Origin of the sequence: Amycolatopsis marina, assembly GCF_900111885.1 — a bacterium.
Classification (GTDB): Bacteria; Actinomycetota; Actinomycetes; order Mycobacteriales; family Pseudonocardiaceae; genus Amycolatopsis; species Amycolatopsis marina.
The window spans coordinates 639,780-656,744 of sequence record NZ_FOKG01000001.1 but is presented as its reverse complement, the minus strand read 5'-3'; the positions used below and the strand labels follow the sequence as shown (position 1 = coordinate 656,744).

Here is a 16,965-nt window from a genome sequence, read left to right as displayed (position 1 = left end):
TCGGTCACTTCGACACCTCCAGGGTCGAGGCCGCGAGCAGGCGCCGGGTGTAGCCGTGTTCCGGGGCGGAGAGGACCTGCCGGGTGCTGCCCTCCTCGACGATCCTGCCCTCGTACATCACCAGTACGCGGTCGCAGACCGAGGCGACGACGGCGAGGTCGTGGGTGATGAACAGCAGCGAGGTGTCCCGGTCGCGGGTGCTGTCGAGGATCAACTCGAGGATCTGCGCCTGCACGGTGACGTCGAGCGCGGTGGTCGGTTCGTCGCAGATCAGCAGCGCCGGATCGTTGGCCAGCGCGATGGCCAGCACCACCCGCTGCCGCTGGCCCCCGGAAAGCTGGTGCGGGTAGGCCCGTGCGGTGCGTTCCGGATCGGGCAGGCGGACCCGGTCGAGCAGTTCGACGGCGGCGGCGTGTGCGGCACGGCGATTCGGCCTGGTGTTGTGCAGCAGCATCACCTCGGCCACCTGCCTGCCGACACGCATGGCCGGGTTGAGCGCGGTCATCGGCTCCTGGAACACCATGGCGAGTTCGCGCCCGCGCAGCCCGGACAGCGTGCCCTCGCCCGCGCCGATCAGCTCGGTGCCGGCGAGGGTGGCGGAACCGGCCGCGGTGAGTCCCTCCGGCAACAGACCCATGATCGCGGAGGCGGTCAGCGACTTGCCCGACCCGGACTCGCCGATCAGCCCGAGCCGCTCGCCGCGCCCGATCGCGAACCCCACGTCCTCGACCAGTGGTTGGCTACCGGCACGGACCTCGAGCCCCCGGACTTCCAGCAACGCGCTCATCGCCGCGCCTCCAATTTCGGATCGAACCGGTCGCGCAGGCCGTCGCCGAGCAGATTGAAGCCGAGCACGGCGATCGCGATGGCGATACCGGGCACGAGGGCGAGCCGGGGCTCCACGGCGAGCAGTTCCTGGGACTCCTGCAACATCCGTCCCCAGGACGGCGTCGGCGGCCGGGTGCCGAAGCCGAGGAACGACAGCGCCGCCTCGGCGAGCACGGCGATCGCGAACGACACGGAGGACTGCACCAGCACCAGCCCGGAGATGTTCGGCAACACGTGCCGCCAGGCGATCCACAGTCGGGATCGACCAGCCGCGCGGGCGGCGAGGACGTACTCGGTGCTCATCACCCGCAACGTCCCGGACCGGGCGATGCGCGCGAACGACGGCACCGTGGCGATGCCGATCGCGATCATCGCGGTGAGCGTGCTCGCACCGTAGACCGCGCCCAGCATGATTGCCAGCAGCAGTGCGGGAAAGGCCAGCATGAGGTCGTTCGCCCGCATCACCAGCTCACCGAGCCAGTTGCGGGACATGCCGGCGAGGATGCCCAGCGGGGTGCCGATCACCGCCGCGATCCCGACGGCGACGATGCCGACGTAGAGCGTGGTACGGGCGCCCACCATCAGCTGGCTGGCGACGTCGCGGCCGAACCGGTCGGTGCCGAGGACGTAGTCGGCGGTCGGCCCGAGCAGCCGGGCACTGGCCTCGACCAGGAGCGGGTCGTGCGGCGTCCAGAGGAAGGACACCAGCGCCGCCAGCACCACGATGCCGACGAGCGCCGCACCCACCATCAGGCTCGCGCTGCGCGGCCGGGTACCGATCATGGTCATCAGGACCTCCTAGGAGCCGACAGCCGCGGGTCGAGGACCGCGTACAGCACATCCACCAGGAAGTTCACCAGCAGCACGCCGACCACCAACACGAGCACGATCCCCTGCACGGCAAGCAGATCTCGGGAGGAGACGGAGTCGAGCAACATGCTGCCCAGCCCAGGCAGCACGAACACCCGCTCCACCACGACGGCGCCGACCAGCAAGGTCGCCAGTTGCAGCCCCAGCACCGTGACCACGGGAACGGCGGCGTTGCGCAGCCCGTGCCGGACCAGCGCCTGCCCCGGGCGCAGCCCCTTGGATCGCGCGGTGCGGAGGTAGTCCTCACCGAGGACGTCGAGGACGGACGAGCGGACGTAGCGGGTGACCACGGCGCCCTGCACCAGTCCGAGCGAGAGCACCGGCAGGATCATGCCGCGCAGCCACTCGGCGGGATCGCGCACCGGCGGGGTCCAGCCGCCGGAGGGCAGCCAGCCCAGCCGGACCGCGAAGATCTGCACCAGCAGGATGCCGGCGAGGAACGCGGGAACGGCCATGCCGAGCTGGGACACACCGGACACCACCGCGCCGCTGGGCCTGCGATGGCGCACCGCGGCGATCGTGCCGAGCGGCACGGAGATCAGCAGCGCGACGAGCACCCCGCCGCCGACGAGCCACAGGGTGACGCCGAGCCGGTCGAGCAGCTGCGGGCCGATGGCCTCGCGCGTGACGTACGAGCGGCCGAAGTCGCCGCTGAGGATGCCGCCCATCCAGTCCAGGTACTGCGAGATCAGCGGCCGGTCGAGGCCGAACTCCTGCCGGGTCTGTTCGACCAGTTCGGGTGTCGCGTTGACGCCGAGCGCCACCTGCGCGGGGTCGCCGGGCAGCACGACCATGAAGAGGAAGACCACCACCGAGGCCACCAGCACGCTGATCACGAAGATCGCGGTGCGGCGAAGGATGGGCACGATCATGACTCCACCTTCCCGAGCCCGGTCAGGTCGAAGGACTCGCTGACCTGGTTGCGGTGCAGGCCGGTCACCGACTTCTTGGCCGCCACCACGTTGGGGAACAGGAACAGCCAGTTCGCCGCCGCGTCCTCGGTGATCGTGCGGGCAACCTCGCGCATGCGCTCGACCTGCTGCTCCTTCGTGCCGACATCAGCCTCCTCGAGCAGCTCCGCCACTCGGGGATTGTCGTAGCCCCAGTAGTAGCCGGGATCACCGAACGTGGTGATGTCGCGGGCCTCCACGTGCTGCACGATCGACATGTCGTAGTCGTGGCCGGTGAACACCTGCTGCAACCAGACCGCGGGGAAGTCCAGCGGCTCGATCGCGACGGTGACCCCGACCTTGTCCAGTTCGGACGCGACGACCTGCGCCGAGGACAACGCGTAGGGCAGGTTCGGCACGCGCAGTCGCAGGGTCAGATTCTCCTGCCCCGCATCGGCGAGCAGTTGCCGCGCCTGCGCGGGATCGTGCGGGTAGAAGCCGGACAGGTCCTCGTACCAGGGATCGGTGGGCGGGACCATGCTGCCGATCAGCGTTCCCCTGCCCGCCCATGCGGTCGCGAGCAGCGCTTTCCTGTCGATGGCGAGTGTCAGCGCCCGCCGCACCCGCGGATCGTCCAGTGGCGCGCTGGCGTTGTTGTAGGAGAGCACGACTTCGCCGTTCGTGGTGCCCTGCAGGACGTTGAACCGGGTGTCCGCCTCGAACTGCGGGATGGAGTCCGGCGCGGTGATGGAGGAGATGGCGTCGATCCCGTTGCTCAGCAGGGCGTTGTTCATCGCCGTCGGATCCTGGAAGTACTTCAGGACAACCGTCTCGTAGGCGGGCGCCGTGCCCCAGTAGTCGGAGCGGCGTTGCAGCCAGATGGAATCGCCCCTGCGCCGCTGTGCGACCTCGTAGGGACCGGTGCCGACGGGGGTGTTGGCGAGATCGTCGACGGCGGTCGGGCTGAACATCGCGCCGACCCTGCCGGTCAGGTCGAACAGCCAGGCATTGCTCGGCCTGTTCAGCACAACCCGCGCGTGCGTCGGGCTGACGGCCTCGACCCGCTCGACGACGTCCATCTTGGACTTCAACGAGACGGTCCAGTCGCTGCTGACCCGTTCGAGGGAGAACTTCACATCGTCGGCGGTGAACTCGTCGCCGTTGGCGAAGGTCACCCCCTCGCGCAGCTGGAAGTCGTAGACCTTGCGGTCTTCGCTGATCGTCCACGACTCCGCGAGGAGCGGAACGATCTCGCCCTCCGCGTCCAGCTTCACCAGACCCTCGTAGACGTTGTAGAGCAACGCCTGCGGGATGGCGGCACCGTCGGTGGTGGTGAAGTCGAAATTCTTCGGCTCCGCCGTGAAGCCGACCGCGAGCGTCGACTCGCCGTCGCCGACCGATGCCGTCGAACCCGCCGAGCAGGACGGGACCAGCAGAAGCAGCGCGAAGGCCGCCGCGACGATTCGAACTCGCATAATTACCCCAAGGTAATTGCCTGTGTACTCAGTATGCTGGTCGGACCAGTAGCCTAGGCTTGCACCCGCCTTCGCGAAGGTCAAGAAAAAAGACACAGAGGAAGCCCTGTGCGATTCGAACCGATCGAGACCGCTCGCGCCTATGAGCACGTGGTCGAGCAGATCGAGCAGGCCGTGCTGAACGGCCGGCTGGCTCCCGGCGCGCGCCTGCCGAGCGAGCGCGAGCTGATGACCCAGTTCGGCGTGAGCCGCTCGACCGTGCGCGAGGCCCTGCGTGTGCTGCAGGCGGGGGCGGTGATCCGCTCCCGGCCCGGCGACCCCCGCGGCCCGGAGGTGCTCGCGGCCTCCCCTGCGACACTGCACAAGTCGATGCACCGGCTGACCCGCGCCCGACACCTCGGCCTCGCCGAGCTGCTGCAGTTCCGGATGGTGCTGGAGGGCTCGGCATTCCTCCTCGCCGCGCAACTGCGGACGGACGAGCAACTAACGGAACTGACAGCTGCCCTCGCCGAGATGGAACGGCACGTCGAGCACGGCTACACCGAGTTCAGCCAGGCGGACATCACGTTCCACGAGATCGTCGCGCGGGCGACGCAGAACCCGTTGCTCGTGGTGTGCGGCGAGGTGGTCAGGGGGGTCGTGCTGGAACTGATCGAGGACAAGCTGGCACAGGCCGACGATCGCCGCGCGCTCATGCGGGCTTCGCTGGCGCACCACACCGAAGTACTCGCCGCGGTACGGGAGCAGGACGGGCCGCTGGCCTGCAGGCTCGCCCGTCGCGCGCTCTACGACTACTACGCCGAGTACGTCCCGCCCGGACAACGGGCGATGCTCGAGCCGCTCGTCCGGGAGTTCGTCGACGAATTCCCGGAGTAGGCATCGATAAGGTGACGGTATGCGACCGGGTGACGTCGGCCTGTGCCTGTCCGGCGGTGGATACCGCGCCATGCTCTTTCACACCGGCGTGCTCTGGCGGCTCAACGAACTGGGGACGCTGCCGACCCTGTCGATGATCTCCAGCGTCTCCAGCGGCGCGATCACGGCGGGTGTGCTCGCCCACGCCTGGCCGGAGCTCGAATTCTCCAATGGTGTCGCGGCGAACTTCGGCGAGCAGGTGGTCGGGCCGGTACGGGAACTGGCCGGCGCGAGCATCGACGTCTGGGCCATCCTGCGCGGGTTGGTCAAGCCGTGGCGCAGTGTCGGTGAGGAACTGGCGACGTCTTTTCGCCGGCACCTGTTCGGTGGCCGCAGGTTGTGCGATCTGCCAGCGCGCCCTCGGTTCGTGTTCACCGCGACGAACATGCAGACCGGCGACCTGTGGCGGTTCTCCAGAACCGGGACCGTCGGACAGCGGCCCGCCGATCCCGCCCTGCTCCTGGCGACGGCCGTCGCCGCGTCCTCGGCTTTCCCGCCGCTGCTCTCCCCAGTGATCGTGCGCAGCAAGCGGGGCGCCGTCGTACTCTCCGACGGCGGGATTTTCGACAACCTCGCCCTTGACCCGGCGCTCGACTTCTGCCCCAACGTGCTGGTCAGTGACGGCGGTCTGCGGATGCAGGTGATCAGGCGGGTACCGCAGGACTGGCTGCGGCAGCTGATCCGCACGCTCGACGTGGTGGACAACCAGGTACGCAGCCTGCGTAAACGAGCACTACTGGAGTCCTACACGGACGGAACACTCGGCGGAGCCTACTGGGGCAGCTACAGCGACATCGCCAACTACGGCCTGCCCGACACCCTTGCCGCGCCCGTGGAGCGCACGCTGGAACTGGCGAAGGTGCCCACCCGGCTGCACACGACACCGGCGGTGCTGCAGGAGCGACTGATCAACTGGGGGTACGCGATCTGCGACGCGGGCATGCGGCGCTGGGTCGCGCCATCGGCTCCCCCGCCGACGGCGTACCCCTACCCCGCCGCCGGAGTCGGCTGAGCCGGGCGCACTTTCCCACAAAAGTGCGATACGTGCGTGCGCAACTACCGCACTTTCCCGGGAAAGTGCGGACGGCACATGGAACGGGCCTGGGGCCGGCCTCCGCGGAAGCCGGCCCCAGGCCCGTGTCGTTCAGTTGGTTGGTTGTGCCTGTACTCAGGCGGCGTTGCGGCGACGCAGCAGGAGCAGCGTGGCACCACCGGCGAGCAGCAGGCCACCACCGAGCAGCAGCGGTGTCATCGCGGAGAAACCGGTCTGCGCCAGGTCGTCCTCGTTGGCCTGCGGGTTGACCGGAGCTTCCGTGGTCGGCGGCGCGGCAACCTCGCTGGAGGTCGGCGGAGCGGTGGTCTCGACCGGCGGCGGCGTGGTCTCGACCGGCGGCGCCACCTTCCAGTTGGCCTGCGCACCCGCGGACAGCGAGGTCTTCTCCGAGGAGGCCACGATCAGCGACTGCGAGGGACGCTTCTTGTAGTCCTCCGCGACGAACAGCCTGCCGGTGTCCACGGCGGCCTCGACGGTCAGTTCGAAACTGCCGCTACCTTCCTCGGCGTCGTCGGGCACGTCGAAGAAGACCTCGGTGCCGTCGGTGACGTCCTCGGGGTTGAGCTCGGCGCCCTCGGCGTCGGTGAGCGTGACGCCCTCCGGCAACTCGGACACGATCTCGGTGATCTCACCGGTGGTGCTGACGGTGAACGGTCCGATGCGGCTACCGGCCTCCCCTGTCGCCTCCTCCGGGCTGACCTCCAGGGTCGCGGTCGGCTCCTTGCCGATGCCGACGTTCTTCTCGCCGGTCAGGTAGTCGTAGACGGCGAGCACGTCGGCCTCGGTCTCGGCGTCGTCCTTACCGCTGAGCGGGTCGTCCTTCTTCAGCGGCTTGTCGTCACTGAAGCGCCACACGGCGGCCTGGGTCGCGGTGATGGCCTCCTTGACGGTGAGGCCGTCGTTGAACGTGGCGCCGTCCTTGACCAGCAGTGCTTCGAGCGCATCTGCCTCGACGACCGGGTAACCGTGGTGCAGCACCCAGTTGATCTTCTCGCGGTTCTTGTGGAAGGGCGAGTGCTCGTAGGGGAACTCGTCCCACGGAACCTCGCCGCGCACCAGGTCCTTGTCCTCGTCGCGGATGTCGACCTCGATCTGGACGCAGTACGTCTTGAGCAGGTCGCCACCCTCGAGCCGGAGACCGAACAGCGTGGTCGACAGGTTCTTCATGCCTTCGACGTTGACCTTGAAGCCACTGACACCTGCGTCGGTGTCCAGCTTGCCCTGTGCCTGATCCGCCCCGGCGGGCAGTGCCCCGGACATCAGCGCCATCGACGCGCCGAGAACGGCGGCGCCGGTGCGCGCGAGAATTTTCTTGCCGCGCATGTGTCTCCTTAGCGATTTCCGGACTGCGTCCATCAAGAGCCGTGCGGTGCCGCTGCCGGTCGCAGAGAGGAGGGCACCGTTTGAGTAAATTCCACCCAGTCGAGCGATCTGGAGCCTACACAGAAGCGGAATTGCCCGAACGACCTCCCCCCTTTGTTTATTTCGTTACGCCGATCGGTCTAATGATCTAATGTTCAAGTAGCGTTGCGTTTATTCGCGCATTGCTCTCAGCGACATTCGAATTGAATTGTTCGCCGGATCGTGTCCCCACCGTTACCTCGTACTCGTCGCTCTTCAGGAGAGCAGGTCGACAGGCGCGTACACCCGTCAGCTCGTCGGCGTTGTCCGGCCGGGACGCTCGCCGCGGTAGATCTCCCCCCGCGGTCGGCGGTCGCGCCCGGCCCGGGACCAGCGACGACCACAGTGGACGCCGCCAGCAACTGTGCTGTCCAGATCGGACAGGCCGAAGGTCCAGGAGTGCCTCCCGCGACGACCAGCCCGCCGATTTCCCGCAGCGCGGGGTGAACGCCGGGATTTCCGGCAACAGACCGGGAATCAGTGCCGTCGCCGTCCCTGGAAACTGCAACTCGGTGCGGTCGCTGCGCGTGACCAGCCGGGTCACAGGGGGCGGATCACGTCAAGCGGTCGAGCGCCCCGGCGAGATCGCTCCAGAGATCGTCGGGGTGTTCGAGCCCGACGCTGAACCGCACGAGTCCCGCGGGCACATGTGCGTCACCCGCAAGGGACGCGCGCCGCTCGACGCAACTCTCGACTCCGCCGAGGCTGGTCGCATGCCGGATCAGCGTGAGTGACCGGCAGACGGCGTCGGCTGCTTCCGCCCCTTCCAGTTCGAACGCGATCATCGCGCCCTCATCGGGGTAGCGGACAGCGGTGATCCGCGGATGCGTCGTCAGTCGTTCGGCCAGCTCCGCGGCCGTGCGGGTGGCCTCGGCAAGACGCACCGGCAGCGTGCGCAGGCCGCGCAGCGCGAGCCATGCCTCGAGAGCGCCAGGGGTGGCCCCGCCGCGGGTACGCGCGTCCCGCAACTCGCGTGCCAACTCCTCGTCAGCCGCGACGGTGAGGCCGAGCAGCAGGTCGCTGTGCCCGCCGATCAGTTTGGTGGCGCTGTGCACCACGAGGTCCGCGCCGAGCGCGATCGGCTGCCTGCCCAGCGGCGTCGCGAAGGTGTTGTCCACACAGACACGTGGCCGGTGCGGTTGCTTCCGCGCCGCGGCGGCGATCGCCTCGATGTCGATGAGTTCCAGCGTCGGGTTGGTCGGCGACTCCAGCCACAGCAGATCGTGTTCGCTCGCCGCGTCGATCCAGCCCGCCGTGTCCGTCGGGGCGAGCTGGGTGACCCGCAGCCGCCCGGTCCGCTCCGCGTGCGCGAGCGTGCCCCTGGTTCCGGCGTAGCTGAAGGTGGGCACCGCGATCCGCGACCCGACCGGCAGCACGTCCAGCACGGCGGCAAGCGTGGCGATGCCGGAGGCGAATGCCGTGGCGTGGCCACCCTCCAACGCACCGACGGTCTCCTCGAGGGCCTCCCAGGTCGGCGTGCCGTCCTCGCGGGAGTACGCCCGGTCCGTCCCGGCGCCGAAGTTGCTCGCGGGATAGATCGGCACGTTCAGCGGCTCGCCCGCACCCGTCGGGCGCCCCAGCGCGATGGCCTTGGTTCGCGGTGACCAGTCGTGTTCGCTCACACCGCCACGCTACCGGTAATTCGTCGACGAATTACCGGTAGGTCGTTAGCGACGCGAAGGGAACTCGTCGACGAATTCCCCGGCGCGGTGTGGTGTGGCGACCGGTTCGTCCCGGGTGCTGCTGGGCCGGGCGGTGCCCGCCGCCGAGTGCACGGCCTGCTCGGCGGCCGCCACGTCCACGGGTTGTCCGGCCAGCGTGCGCGCGATGATGCTCGCTACGCCCACCATGCCCGACCTGCGCGGATGGTACGAGGCGGCGCGGAACAGGTCGGTGTCCTTGCCCTGGATCCAGGCAGCCCCACCGGTCGCACAGGCGTCATGGCCCGCCGACGGTGTGTACGTGTCGACGAAGACGGTGCCCCCGTCGATGTCCGCCGCTGTGGCGAGGGCGGCGTTCAACGTCCGCTCGACGCTGTCCAGCCAGCGCAGGTCACCGTCGGCAAAGGGCAGGATGTCCGGGCAGTAGCCGGTTTCCGGGGCGATCCGGGGGTAGCCGACCAGGACGACGGTGGCCTCGGGAGATCGCTCGTGCACCCCGCGCAGGACCTCCACCACCCTGTCCTGGGTCCCGGCGATGCGTTCCTTCATGGTGTCGACACCGTCCACTGTGTACTTGTCCTGGCACGGTGACCCGGTGGGGTCGCTCTCGGCCAGTTCCGGGCAGGTGCCGGTCAGTTCGCCGAAGACGCCGAAGTCGTTTCCCCCGATCCCGACGGTCACCAGGTCGGTGTCCAGGTTGAGCGCGCTGAACTGCGGTCGGTGCGAGCCGAACACGGGCAGCGGCTGCCGCCCGGTCATGTCGGTGGTGTCGGCACCGCTGCAACTGACGTCGGTGTAACTGCGCACGTCGAGGTGGTCGGCAAGCCAGGCCGGGTAGTTGCTGGTGGAGCGTACGCAGCCGAGCGGGTCGAGCCGCGGCAACGGGATCAGCGGCCCCGCGGTGTACGAGTCACCGAGTGCCACGTAGTCGACGGCCTCCTGCTGCGTGCCCGAGGCCGCCGCCTGCCCCGCGGCAGTCGTCAGCGCCGTGGTCAGCAGCGCCGCCGTACCGAACAGCGCGAGCCTGGTTCTGTGCACGGATACCTCCTGCTGGCGAACAGATGCTCTCTCAGTGGGCGTGGATCTCGAACTCGTGCAGTGAGTAGCCGTACCTGGTTCCGCGCTCGACGCCGGCCATCCGGACGAACCGGGCGTCACCCGCGGCGAAGGCGAGGTTGTCGACACCTCCGTTGCCGTCCGTCACGACGGCCGCGTCCCGCCACCGCGTCCCGTCGGTGGAAAGCCCGATCCGGTAGGACCTGCCGAAAGCAGATTCCCAGTGCAGCACGACCCTCGCCACCGCCTGCACACTTCCGAGGTCCACCGTGATCGACTCGTCGTCGTTCCAGTCGCTGGCCCACCTGGTGCGGTAGTCACCATCCACGGCGCGTTCGGGCGGCAGGCGGTACCAGCCGCGCTCGAAGCTGGTCGCGCTCACCTGCTTGCCCGCGGCGAGGTTGGCAACGTCGTCACCGCGCCGTGCCGGGAACTCGACCACCTGTTGGAAGGTCGGCCGGTTCTGCGTGCTGATCTTGTCCTGGTTGATCCCGCCGAGTGCACTGTGGATGATGGAGTCGGCGCACCACTGCTCCCCCGCAGCGCAGTCGGAGTCACCCGGATACACCTCGGTGCTCGGCCTGGCCGCGGCCTGAGCCACGGTGTCCAGCAGGACCTGTCGGCACTGGGCCAGGTCACCGCCTCCGCAGAACCGGTCGCCGAGCGGTTCCTGCACCGGGTCACCGAGGACCGAACGGATGTCCTTGTCGACATATCCCCACCAGCCGGCCTGGTAGGCCGAACCACGGTGGGCCACGTCGGAGGGTGCCTCGTCCACCTTCAGCACTCGCGTCATGGCGGCAAAGCCGTCCGCGCCGAGGCCGGGCTCGAACTGGGCTCGCACCAGGATCGGCCACCACGCGTCCATGATCTTGATCGCCTCAGCGTGGTGGTAGACCTCGCTGCCCGGCGTGGTCTCCGTGCGCAGCCCGCCAGCCTCGAGCCACGCCCGCAGCTTGCCGAGCGCCGCCGCTGCCGCTGGGTCAGTCACCTCGGCGGTGTCGACGACGCGCAGTAGTTGCGGCAGCACCTGCTCCGCACGCAGGTCCGCGAGCGCGGCCTCGGCCATCGCCCTGGTCAGGTTGGCCCTGGTGACCTTGCCGCCGCCCGCGATGAGGTCCCGCACCCTGGTGTCGAGCAGGTCACCCCGATGCACGGAGGACTTCTCGTACCCGGCCGCCGCGTAGTCCTTGGCCTGCGCGTTGTTCCAGCTGATGTAGTAGTCCTGGTTGATCGAGTTGGGATGCTCGGCAGCCGGTGTGACCCGCACCTGGTTGCCCTCCGGGTTCCAGCCCTGCCAGTCGAATCCGGCGTCCGCGAGCACCGGCATACTCGGGTCCACAGTGGAGTTACGGACCGGGTTAGCTCCGGAGTTGTAGTACGCGATGTCGTCGGAGTCGACGTAGAACCAGTTGAAGGTGTAGTTCACCTTCTCCGCCGCTCGCTGGAAATCCGCTGCGGAACGGATTGCGTCCGGGTCGTTGAACTCCTGGAAGCCGAGCAGCGAGTCCACCTCATGGAAGTAGGTGGACCGCAGTGACGCGTAGGCCACCGGCTTTCCCTCGACGATTCCACGGTGGGTCACCGGGCCGTACTTCGTGCGATAGCTGCGCAGGGTGTACGAGCCCGCGGGCGTGGGATCGGCGATGGTGGGCTTCCAGGAGTTCGTTCGCTCCACCACGTCCATCGGGAGGCACTGCCCCTGGTAGCGGTAGTGGTTCGACTCCTTCGTGGCTGCGTCCCCGCCCGGCTCGCACAGTTCGAGTGCGTAGGTGTCGATGATGTCCTGGGCCGAAGTGGTGGCGCTCCAGGAGTAGTCCTGGCCCCTGCCGAGCAGGACGTAGAAGCTCACCCCCGCGAAGGACGCGCCGCGCGCGCTGATCCCCGGCCCCTGCAGTTCCTGCAACATCAGCAACTGCGGGGCGAAGTAGCCGGTCTGCGGACCGAAGACGGCGACGGGGTTGCCGCTCTCGGTGTGCCGGCCGGAGACGACGAGCGCGTTGGACATGCCGTGCTTGTCCGAAAGCAGGTCCTCGGGCAGCACACCGTCGGCGAACATGCCGCGTGCGGGTTCGAGATCGGCGGGCGCGGGCACATCGGCCTTCGCGGTGGTTCCCGCACTCGCCGATCCGCTCCGATCGAACACCAGCTGCTGCTCACTCACCGAGCCCGGTTCCGGCATCGCGGCTCCCTGTGGATCGGCGGGAGCCTTGCCATAGGGGAAGCTCTGCCCGTCGTGCAGGGTGCGCACGGTCTCCGGGTCGTCCTCCTCGCGCAGGCTCTGCCAGATCCGCTCGCCCTCCTCGAAGCCGTAGCGTTCCTGGATCGCGAGCTTGGCGATGGCCGCCTGCACCTCGCCGCCACCACCCGCGCCGAACTGGGCGCCGACCACCGAGGCGAGCACCACCAGGTCGGTCAGCTTGAACGGCCTGATCTCGCCTGCGTTGGTGATGGCGTCGACGTGTCCGGTCAGGACATACTCGCCCGGGAAGGTCCTGCCGCTGTGCGCCTTTTCGATGTAGGCGTTGATACCGTCCACATAGGCCTGTGCGTCGGCGAGCCCTTGCGCCCCCCTCGGGCCCGACGCCGCCACGTCCTCGATCTGCTGCTGCAGTTCCGCTTCCGTATAGGGCGCGGCGCTGAAGAACTGTTGTTCCAGCGATCGGTTGCCCTCGGCGCCACCGGCGAACGGCGTCAGCTGACCGCGACCGACATGGCGCATCACGTCCATCAGCCAGAGCCGGTCCTGCGCCGCCGCGTACCCGGCGCCGAACTCGGTGCCGGACCGGGTGGTGCCGTAGATGTGCGGCACGCCGGTGGCCTTGTCCCGGATGATCGTGACGTCCTCGCGAGGCTTGATCGTGCTGGCCACCTGATCGGCGGGCACACCGAACGAGGCGTCGTTGAAGAAGTCGTTGATGGTGTCGGTGGTCAGGCCGCCGTAGGAATTCGCCAGCGCCGCGTACTCGTCGAGTTGGTCGGCAGAGTGCGCGGGCCTCGTACCCAGCGTCTGGTGGGCGAGGATCTCCGCGAGTGTGGCGTTGCCGTTCTGTCCTGGCGGCAGGATGTCGGAGCACTGGCCGACACAGAAGTCGTCGGCCTGCGCGACCTCCGGTAGGGCCTGAGGCCTCGGCGCCGCGTGCGCCGGAACCGTCACCAGCCCCGCGGCGAGTGCGGCTGTCGAGATGATCGCTGCCAGTGCCCGCATGACCGCACCCTTCGCGCTGTGTCCACCGTGACGAGCCGCACGTTACCCACGGGTACTTCACTTTGTGAAGACTTTTCGCGTTCTACCCCTCTTCTGGACTACGTCGATCCGGGGGTTGGCCCTACCCCCGATCGGGGTGGCAGCGGGCTTACCACCGGCCGCGCGGGAGACGAGAGTCGGTGACATGACGATCGACAACGCGGTACGCACCGGCAGCGACTTCGCCGAACTGTCCCGCCGGGTACAGCGAGCAGGCCTGTTCGACCGGCGCCCCGGCTACTACACGGCGCGGATCGGCGTGATCGCGACCTTGTTCGTCGGCGGCTGGGTGGCGTTCTTCGCCCTCGGCGACTCCTGGCTGCAACTGCTGCTCGCGGGGTTCTTCGCCATCATGTTCGCCCAGATCGCCCTCGTCTCGCACGACCTCGCACACCGCCAGGTGTTCCGCACCCGCAAACCCAGTGAGATCGCCGGACGGCTGGCGGGCAATCTCTGTGTCGGGATGAGTTACGGCTGGTGGATGGACAAGCACACCCGTCACCACGCCAACCCCAACCACGAGGAACTCGATCCCGACGTGGTGCCGGACATTCTGGTGTGGTCCGAGGACCAGGCACGGGTCGCAAAGGGAATACCCAGGTTCTTCGGTCGCTGGCAGGCTTTCCTCTTCTTCCCGCTGCTGACCCTGGAAGGGCTGAACCTGCACTACGCGAGCGCACGGGCGGTGCTGCGGCCCGGCCTCAAGCGCAGAGGCCTGGAAGCCGCCCTGCTGCTCACCCACGCGGTGGCCTATCTCTCCGCACTTCTGCTCGTACTCTCACCGGGCAAGGCGCTGGTGTTCTTCGTTATCCACCAAGGACTTTGGGGTGTCTACATGGGATCGGTCTTCGCTCCCGGACACAAGGGCATGCCGATGCTGAAGCCGGGGCAGAAGCTCGACTTTCTTCGCAGGCAGGTCCTCACCTCCCGAAACGTGCGGGGCGGACCGTTCGTCGATCACGCGATGGGCGGACTGAACTACCAGATCGAGCATCACCTGTTCCCGCACCTGCCGACGGTGAATCTGCCGAAGGCGCAGCACGTCGTCCGCAACTACTGCACGGAACTGGGCCTGCCCTACCACGAAACCGGACTCGCCGATTCCTGGCGGGAGGCCCTCGGGCATCTGCACAGCGTCGGCGAGCCGATCAGGCGGGAACACGCGCACTAGCTTCGGGGAAGGTGACCGAGCGCCCGGTTACCGTTGGGCATCGTCCGCGACTCTGGCGGACGGTGCCCCAAAAACTGACGAAGAAGGAGCAACGCATGGCGCAGAAGCCCGAGGTCGACCGCCCGGAAGGCACGCCGCCCACCGAGCTGCAGACCGTCGACCTCACAGTCGGCGACGGCGCCGAAGCTCAGTCCGGCCAGACGGTGAGTGTCGACTACGTCGGTGTGTCCTTCTCCACCGGCGAGGAGTTCGACGCGTCCTACAACCGTGGCCAGCCGCTGCAGTTCACCCTCGGCGCGGGACATGTCATTCCTGGCTGGGACCGCGGCGTGCAGGGGATGAAGGTCGGCGGTAGGCGCAAGCTGGTCATCCCGCCCGACCTGGCCTACGGAGACCGCGGCGCCGGCGGCGTTATCAAACCCGGCGAAACCCTGGTCTTCGTAGTAGACCTGGTCAACGTCAGCTAAGGCCTCGCCCCCGGCGGGAATTCGTCACGAGTTCCCGCCGGATGGGCGCCAAGGGTGAAACACCCCACAAAACAGCGAAGATCAGCGACCCGACAGGGCCTGGTGAGTACGGCGACGACCCCTCGATGCGCGCCAGGACGAGACAACGCGCCGTGGGGGTCTGGGGGCTCGGCCCCCAGAAGATACGAACGACCTCCCCGAAGGGAAGGAGACCAAGGTCTCCGAACATGGTGGGCGAGGAGGGAGTTGAACCCTCACGTCCTTTCGGACACACGGACCTGAACCGTGCGCGTCTGCCATTCCGCCACTCGCCCGAGCAACTGCGACAGCCAGAGAAGCGTATCAGGCGCCCGGATCGGGTTTCACCGGCCCCAGTGTCTAACGGCCTCAATCCAGATACGATCGCCTGGTAAGCACATACGCAGAGAAGGAGACGTCCCGGTGGGCCGCGTTCAGCGCTTTGATCGGCGCCTTGAGGACATCGTGGGCAATACCTTTGCGCGGATGTTCGGCGGCAACGTCGTCACACAGGAAGTGGCGCAGGCGCTGGAGCGTGAGAGTGAGGGCAATGTTCGGGAGCTGGCGGGCGGCCGGCAACTCGCCCCGAATCACTACATCGTGTCACTGGGGGCTGCCGACCACGATCGGATGGCAGGCGATGAACAACGGGTCACCAAAGTGCTCGCCGATGCGGTGGCGGAGCACCTCGCCGAGCACGGTTGGGACACCTATGGTGACGTCGTAGTCTCGCTCGAGCGCAACGAGGCGCTGCATACTGGACAGTTCAAGACCCGCTCGACCGTGGATCCCGACGTCTCGGCACAGAATGCCGGTGGCGCACCACGGTCAGCACGAACCAGCGACGCAGGAGACCCACCAATGAGCCAGCCTCCCGGCTACGGCCAGTACGACCAGGGCGACCCGTACGGACAGCAAGGCCAGTACGGCTATGGACAGCCGGGTCAGCCCGGATACGACCAGGGTTATGGCCAGCCGGGCCAGCCCGGTCAGCCGGGCCAGCCGGGATACGACCCCGGGTACGCACAGCCGGGTGCTCAGCCCGGCTATGACCAGGGTTACGGCCAGCCGGGTTACGACCAGGGCTATGGCCAACCAGGCCAACCAGGCGGATACGACCAGGGGTACGGACAGCCGCCCGGATACGACCAGGGCTACGGACAGCCAGGCCAGCCACCCCCTCCTGGTTACGACCAGCCGGGCGTTCAGCCCGGCTATGACCAGGGTTACGGCCAGCCGGGTTACGACCAGGGCTATGGCCAACCAGGCCAACCAGGCGGATACGACCAGGGGTACGGACAGCCGCCCGGATACGACCAGGGCTACGGACAGCCAGGCCAGCCGATGCCGCCCGGACCTCCGCCGCAGAGCGGTGGCTTCCCGCAGCAGGCTCCGCCGGACCCGTACGCCCAGCAGGGCTACGCGCCGCCCGCCGTGCAGGGTGGCAACCGCCAGCTGGCGGCCAGCCTCCAGCTCGACGACGGCTCCAACCGGACGTACTCGCTCAAGCAGGGCGGCAACGTCGTCGGCCGCGGCCAGGACGCCGACTTCCGGCTGCCGGACACCGGCGTCTCCCGTCGCCACCTCGAGATCACCTGGGACGGCCAGAGCGCGACGCTGGCCGACATCGGTTCGACGAACGGCACCACCGTCAATGGCACCCCCGTGCAGACGTGGCAGCTCGCGGACGGGGACGTCATCCGGGTCGGGCACTCCTCCCTGGTGTTCCGGACGCAGGGCTGAGCCTGGACAACGGTCGATTTCACGGAGTTGGTGAACTGGAGGAAGGCGGACCCGGCGATCCCGCAGGGCTTGGGTGCGGGCGTCGGCGCATAATGGCGACCTCACAGGGGGACTCGCGGCGAACACCCGCCGCGAGTCGGGCGCGCGATGAGGCGGGAGCTGACACAAC

At 68.2% G+C, this 16,965-nt stretch carries 13 protein-coding genes and 1 tRNA gene; 5 read left to right on the top strand and 9 right to left on the bottom strand.

Going from position 1 to position 16,965, the window contains the following annotated elements:
• Positions 1-4 precede the first annotated feature (4 nt).
• Genes BM199_RS03235 through BM199_RS03220 form a run of 4 tightly spaced genes read right to left on the bottom strand, consistent with a single transcriptional unit; the run spans position 5 to position 4,063 of the window.
• Entirely contained in the window at positions 5-787 is a 783-nt protein-coding gene (locus tag BM199_RS03235; protein ID WP_091669056.1) for an ATP-binding cassette domain-containing protein, read from the bottom strand.
• Positions 784-1,617: an ABC transporter permease gene (locus BM199_RS03230; RefSeq protein ID WP_245788100.1), complete on the bottom strand. Its 834-nt coding sequence runs from the start codon at positions 1,615-1,617 to the stop codon at positions 784-786. Before BM199_RS03230 ends, BM199_RS03235 begins: the two co-directional genes overlap by 4 nt.
• The gene (locus tag BM199_RS03225; protein WP_091669054.1) at positions 1,617-2,570 is read right to left on the bottom strand and encodes an ABC transporter permease; all 954 of its coding nucleotides are present in this window, start codon (positions 2,568-2,570) and stop codon (positions 1,617-1,619) included. Before BM199_RS03225 ends, BM199_RS03230 begins: the two co-directional genes overlap by 1 nt.
• Positions 2,567-4,063 (bottom strand): ABC transporter substrate-binding protein, encoded by a 1,497-nt coding sequence (locus BM199_RS03220; RefSeq protein WP_091669051.1) that lies wholly within the window; start codon positions 4,061-4,063, stop codon positions 2,567-2,569. The genes BM199_RS03225 and BM199_RS03220 overlap by 4 nt, the downstream gene beginning before the upstream one ends.
• Positions 4,064-4,171: 108 nt before the next feature.
• On the opposite strand from BM199_RS03220, the gene BM199_RS03215 reads away from it, so the two are divergent.
• Both BM199_RS03215 and BM199_RS03210 read left to right on the top strand, forming a co-directional pair.
• The gene (locus tag BM199_RS03215; protein ID WP_091669048.1) at positions 4,172-4,939 is read left to right on the top strand and encodes a FadR/GntR family transcriptional regulator; all 768 of its coding nucleotides are present in this window, start codon (positions 4,172-4,174) and stop codon (positions 4,937-4,939) included.
• Between the two features lie 19 nt (positions 4,940-4,958).
• Positions 4,959-5,990 (top strand): patatin-like phospholipase family protein, encoded by a 1,032-nt coding sequence (locus BM199_RS03210; RefSeq protein WP_091669046.1) that lies wholly within the window; start codon positions 4,959-4,961, stop codon positions 5,988-5,990.
• Between the two features lie 156 nt (positions 5,991-6,146).
• On the opposite strand, the gene BM199_RS03205 is transcribed toward BM199_RS03210, so the two are convergent.
• From BM199_RS03205 to BM199_RS03190, 4 genes are all read right to left on the bottom strand, one after another.
• Complete coding sequence (locus BM199_RS03205) at positions 6,147-7,355, bottom strand: thioester domain-containing protein (RefSeq protein ID WP_091669043.1); 1,209 nt, start codon at positions 7,353-7,355, stop codon at positions 6,147-6,149.
• Between the two features lie 632 nt (positions 7,356-7,987).
• Complete coding sequence (locus BM199_RS03200; RefSeq protein ID WP_091669040.1) at positions 7,988-9,055, bottom strand: trans-sulfuration enzyme family protein; 1,068 nt, start codon at positions 9,053-9,055, stop codon at positions 7,988-7,990.
• A 45-nt stretch (positions 9,056-9,100) separates the two neighbouring features.
• Entirely contained in the window at positions 9,101-10,132 is a 1,032-nt protein-coding gene (locus tag BM199_RS03195; protein WP_091669037.1) for an SGNH/GDSL hydrolase family protein, read from the bottom strand.
• Positions 10,133-10,163: 31 nt separating this feature from the next.
• Positions 10,164-13,358: a penicillin acylase family protein gene (locus BM199_RS03190; protein WP_091669035.1), complete on the bottom strand. Its 3,195-nt coding sequence runs from the start codon at positions 13,356-13,358 to the stop codon at positions 10,164-10,166.
• 184 nt (positions 13,359-13,542) lie between these two features.
• Here BM199_RS03190 and BM199_RS03185 point away from each other — a divergent pair, with 184 nt between their 5' ends.
• Positions 13,543-14,568, top strand: a complete 1,026-nt coding sequence (locus tag BM199_RS03185) for a fatty acid desaturase family protein (RefSeq protein WP_091669032.1) — start codon at positions 13,543-13,545, stop codon at positions 14,566-14,568.
• Positions 14,569-14,663: 95 nt separating this feature from the next.
• Positions 14,664-15,035, top strand: coding sequence for an FKBP-type peptidyl-prolyl cis-trans isomerase (locus BM199_RS03180; protein WP_091669031.1), 372 nt, complete (start codon positions 14,664-14,666; stop codon positions 15,033-15,035).
• Between the two features lie 228 nt (positions 15,036-15,263).
• On the opposite strand, the gene BM199_RS03175 is transcribed toward BM199_RS03180, so the two are convergent.
• Positions 15,264-15,349 (bottom strand) — tRNA-Leu (locus tag BM199_RS03175).
• Between the two features lie 127 nt (positions 15,350-15,476).
• Here BM199_RS03175 and BM199_RS03170 point away from each other — a divergent pair.
• The gene (locus tag BM199_RS03170; protein ID WP_091669028.1) at positions 15,477-16,796 is read left to right on the top strand and encodes an FHA domain-containing protein; all 1,320 of its coding nucleotides are present in this window, start codon (positions 15,477-15,479) and stop codon (positions 16,794-16,796) included.
• The last annotated feature ends 169 nt before the right edge of the window (positions 16,797-16,965 follow it).

Coding starts and splice junctions, on each gene's coding strand:
- BM199_RS03235 (WP_091669056.1), bottom strand. CDS start 787: ATGAGCGCGTTGCTGGAAGTCCGGGGGCTCGAGGTCCGTGCCGGTAGC.
- BM199_RS03230 (WP_245788100.1), bottom strand. CDS start 1,617: ATGACCATGATCGGTACCCGGCCGCGCAGCGCGAGCCTGATGGTGGGT.
- BM199_RS03225 (WP_091669054.1), bottom strand. CDS start 2,570: ATGATCGTGCCCATCCTTCGCCGCACCGCGATCTTCGTGATCAGCGTG.
- BM199_RS03220 (WP_091669051.1), bottom strand. CDS start 4,063: ATGCGAGTTCGAATCGTCGCGGCGGCCTTCGCGCTGCTTCTGCTGGTC.
- BM199_RS03210 (WP_091669046.1), top strand. CDS start 4,959: ATGCGACCGGGTGACGTCGGCCTGTGCCTGTCCGGCGGTGGATACCGC.
- BM199_RS03205 (WP_091669043.1), bottom strand. CDS start 7,355: ATGCGCGGCAAGAAAATTCTCGCGCGCACCGGCGCCGCCGTTCTCGGC.
- BM199_RS03190 (WP_091669035.1), bottom strand. CDS start 13,358: ATGCGGGCACTGGCAGCGATCATCTCGACAGCCGCACTCGCCGCGGGG.
- BM199_RS03185 (WP_091669032.1), top strand. CDS start 13,543: ATGACGATCGACAACGCGGTACGCACCGGCAGCGACTTCGCCGAACTG.
- BM199_RS03180 (WP_091669031.1), top strand. CDS start 14,664: ATGGCGCAGAAGCCCGAGGTCGACCGCCCGGAAGGCACGCCGCCCACC.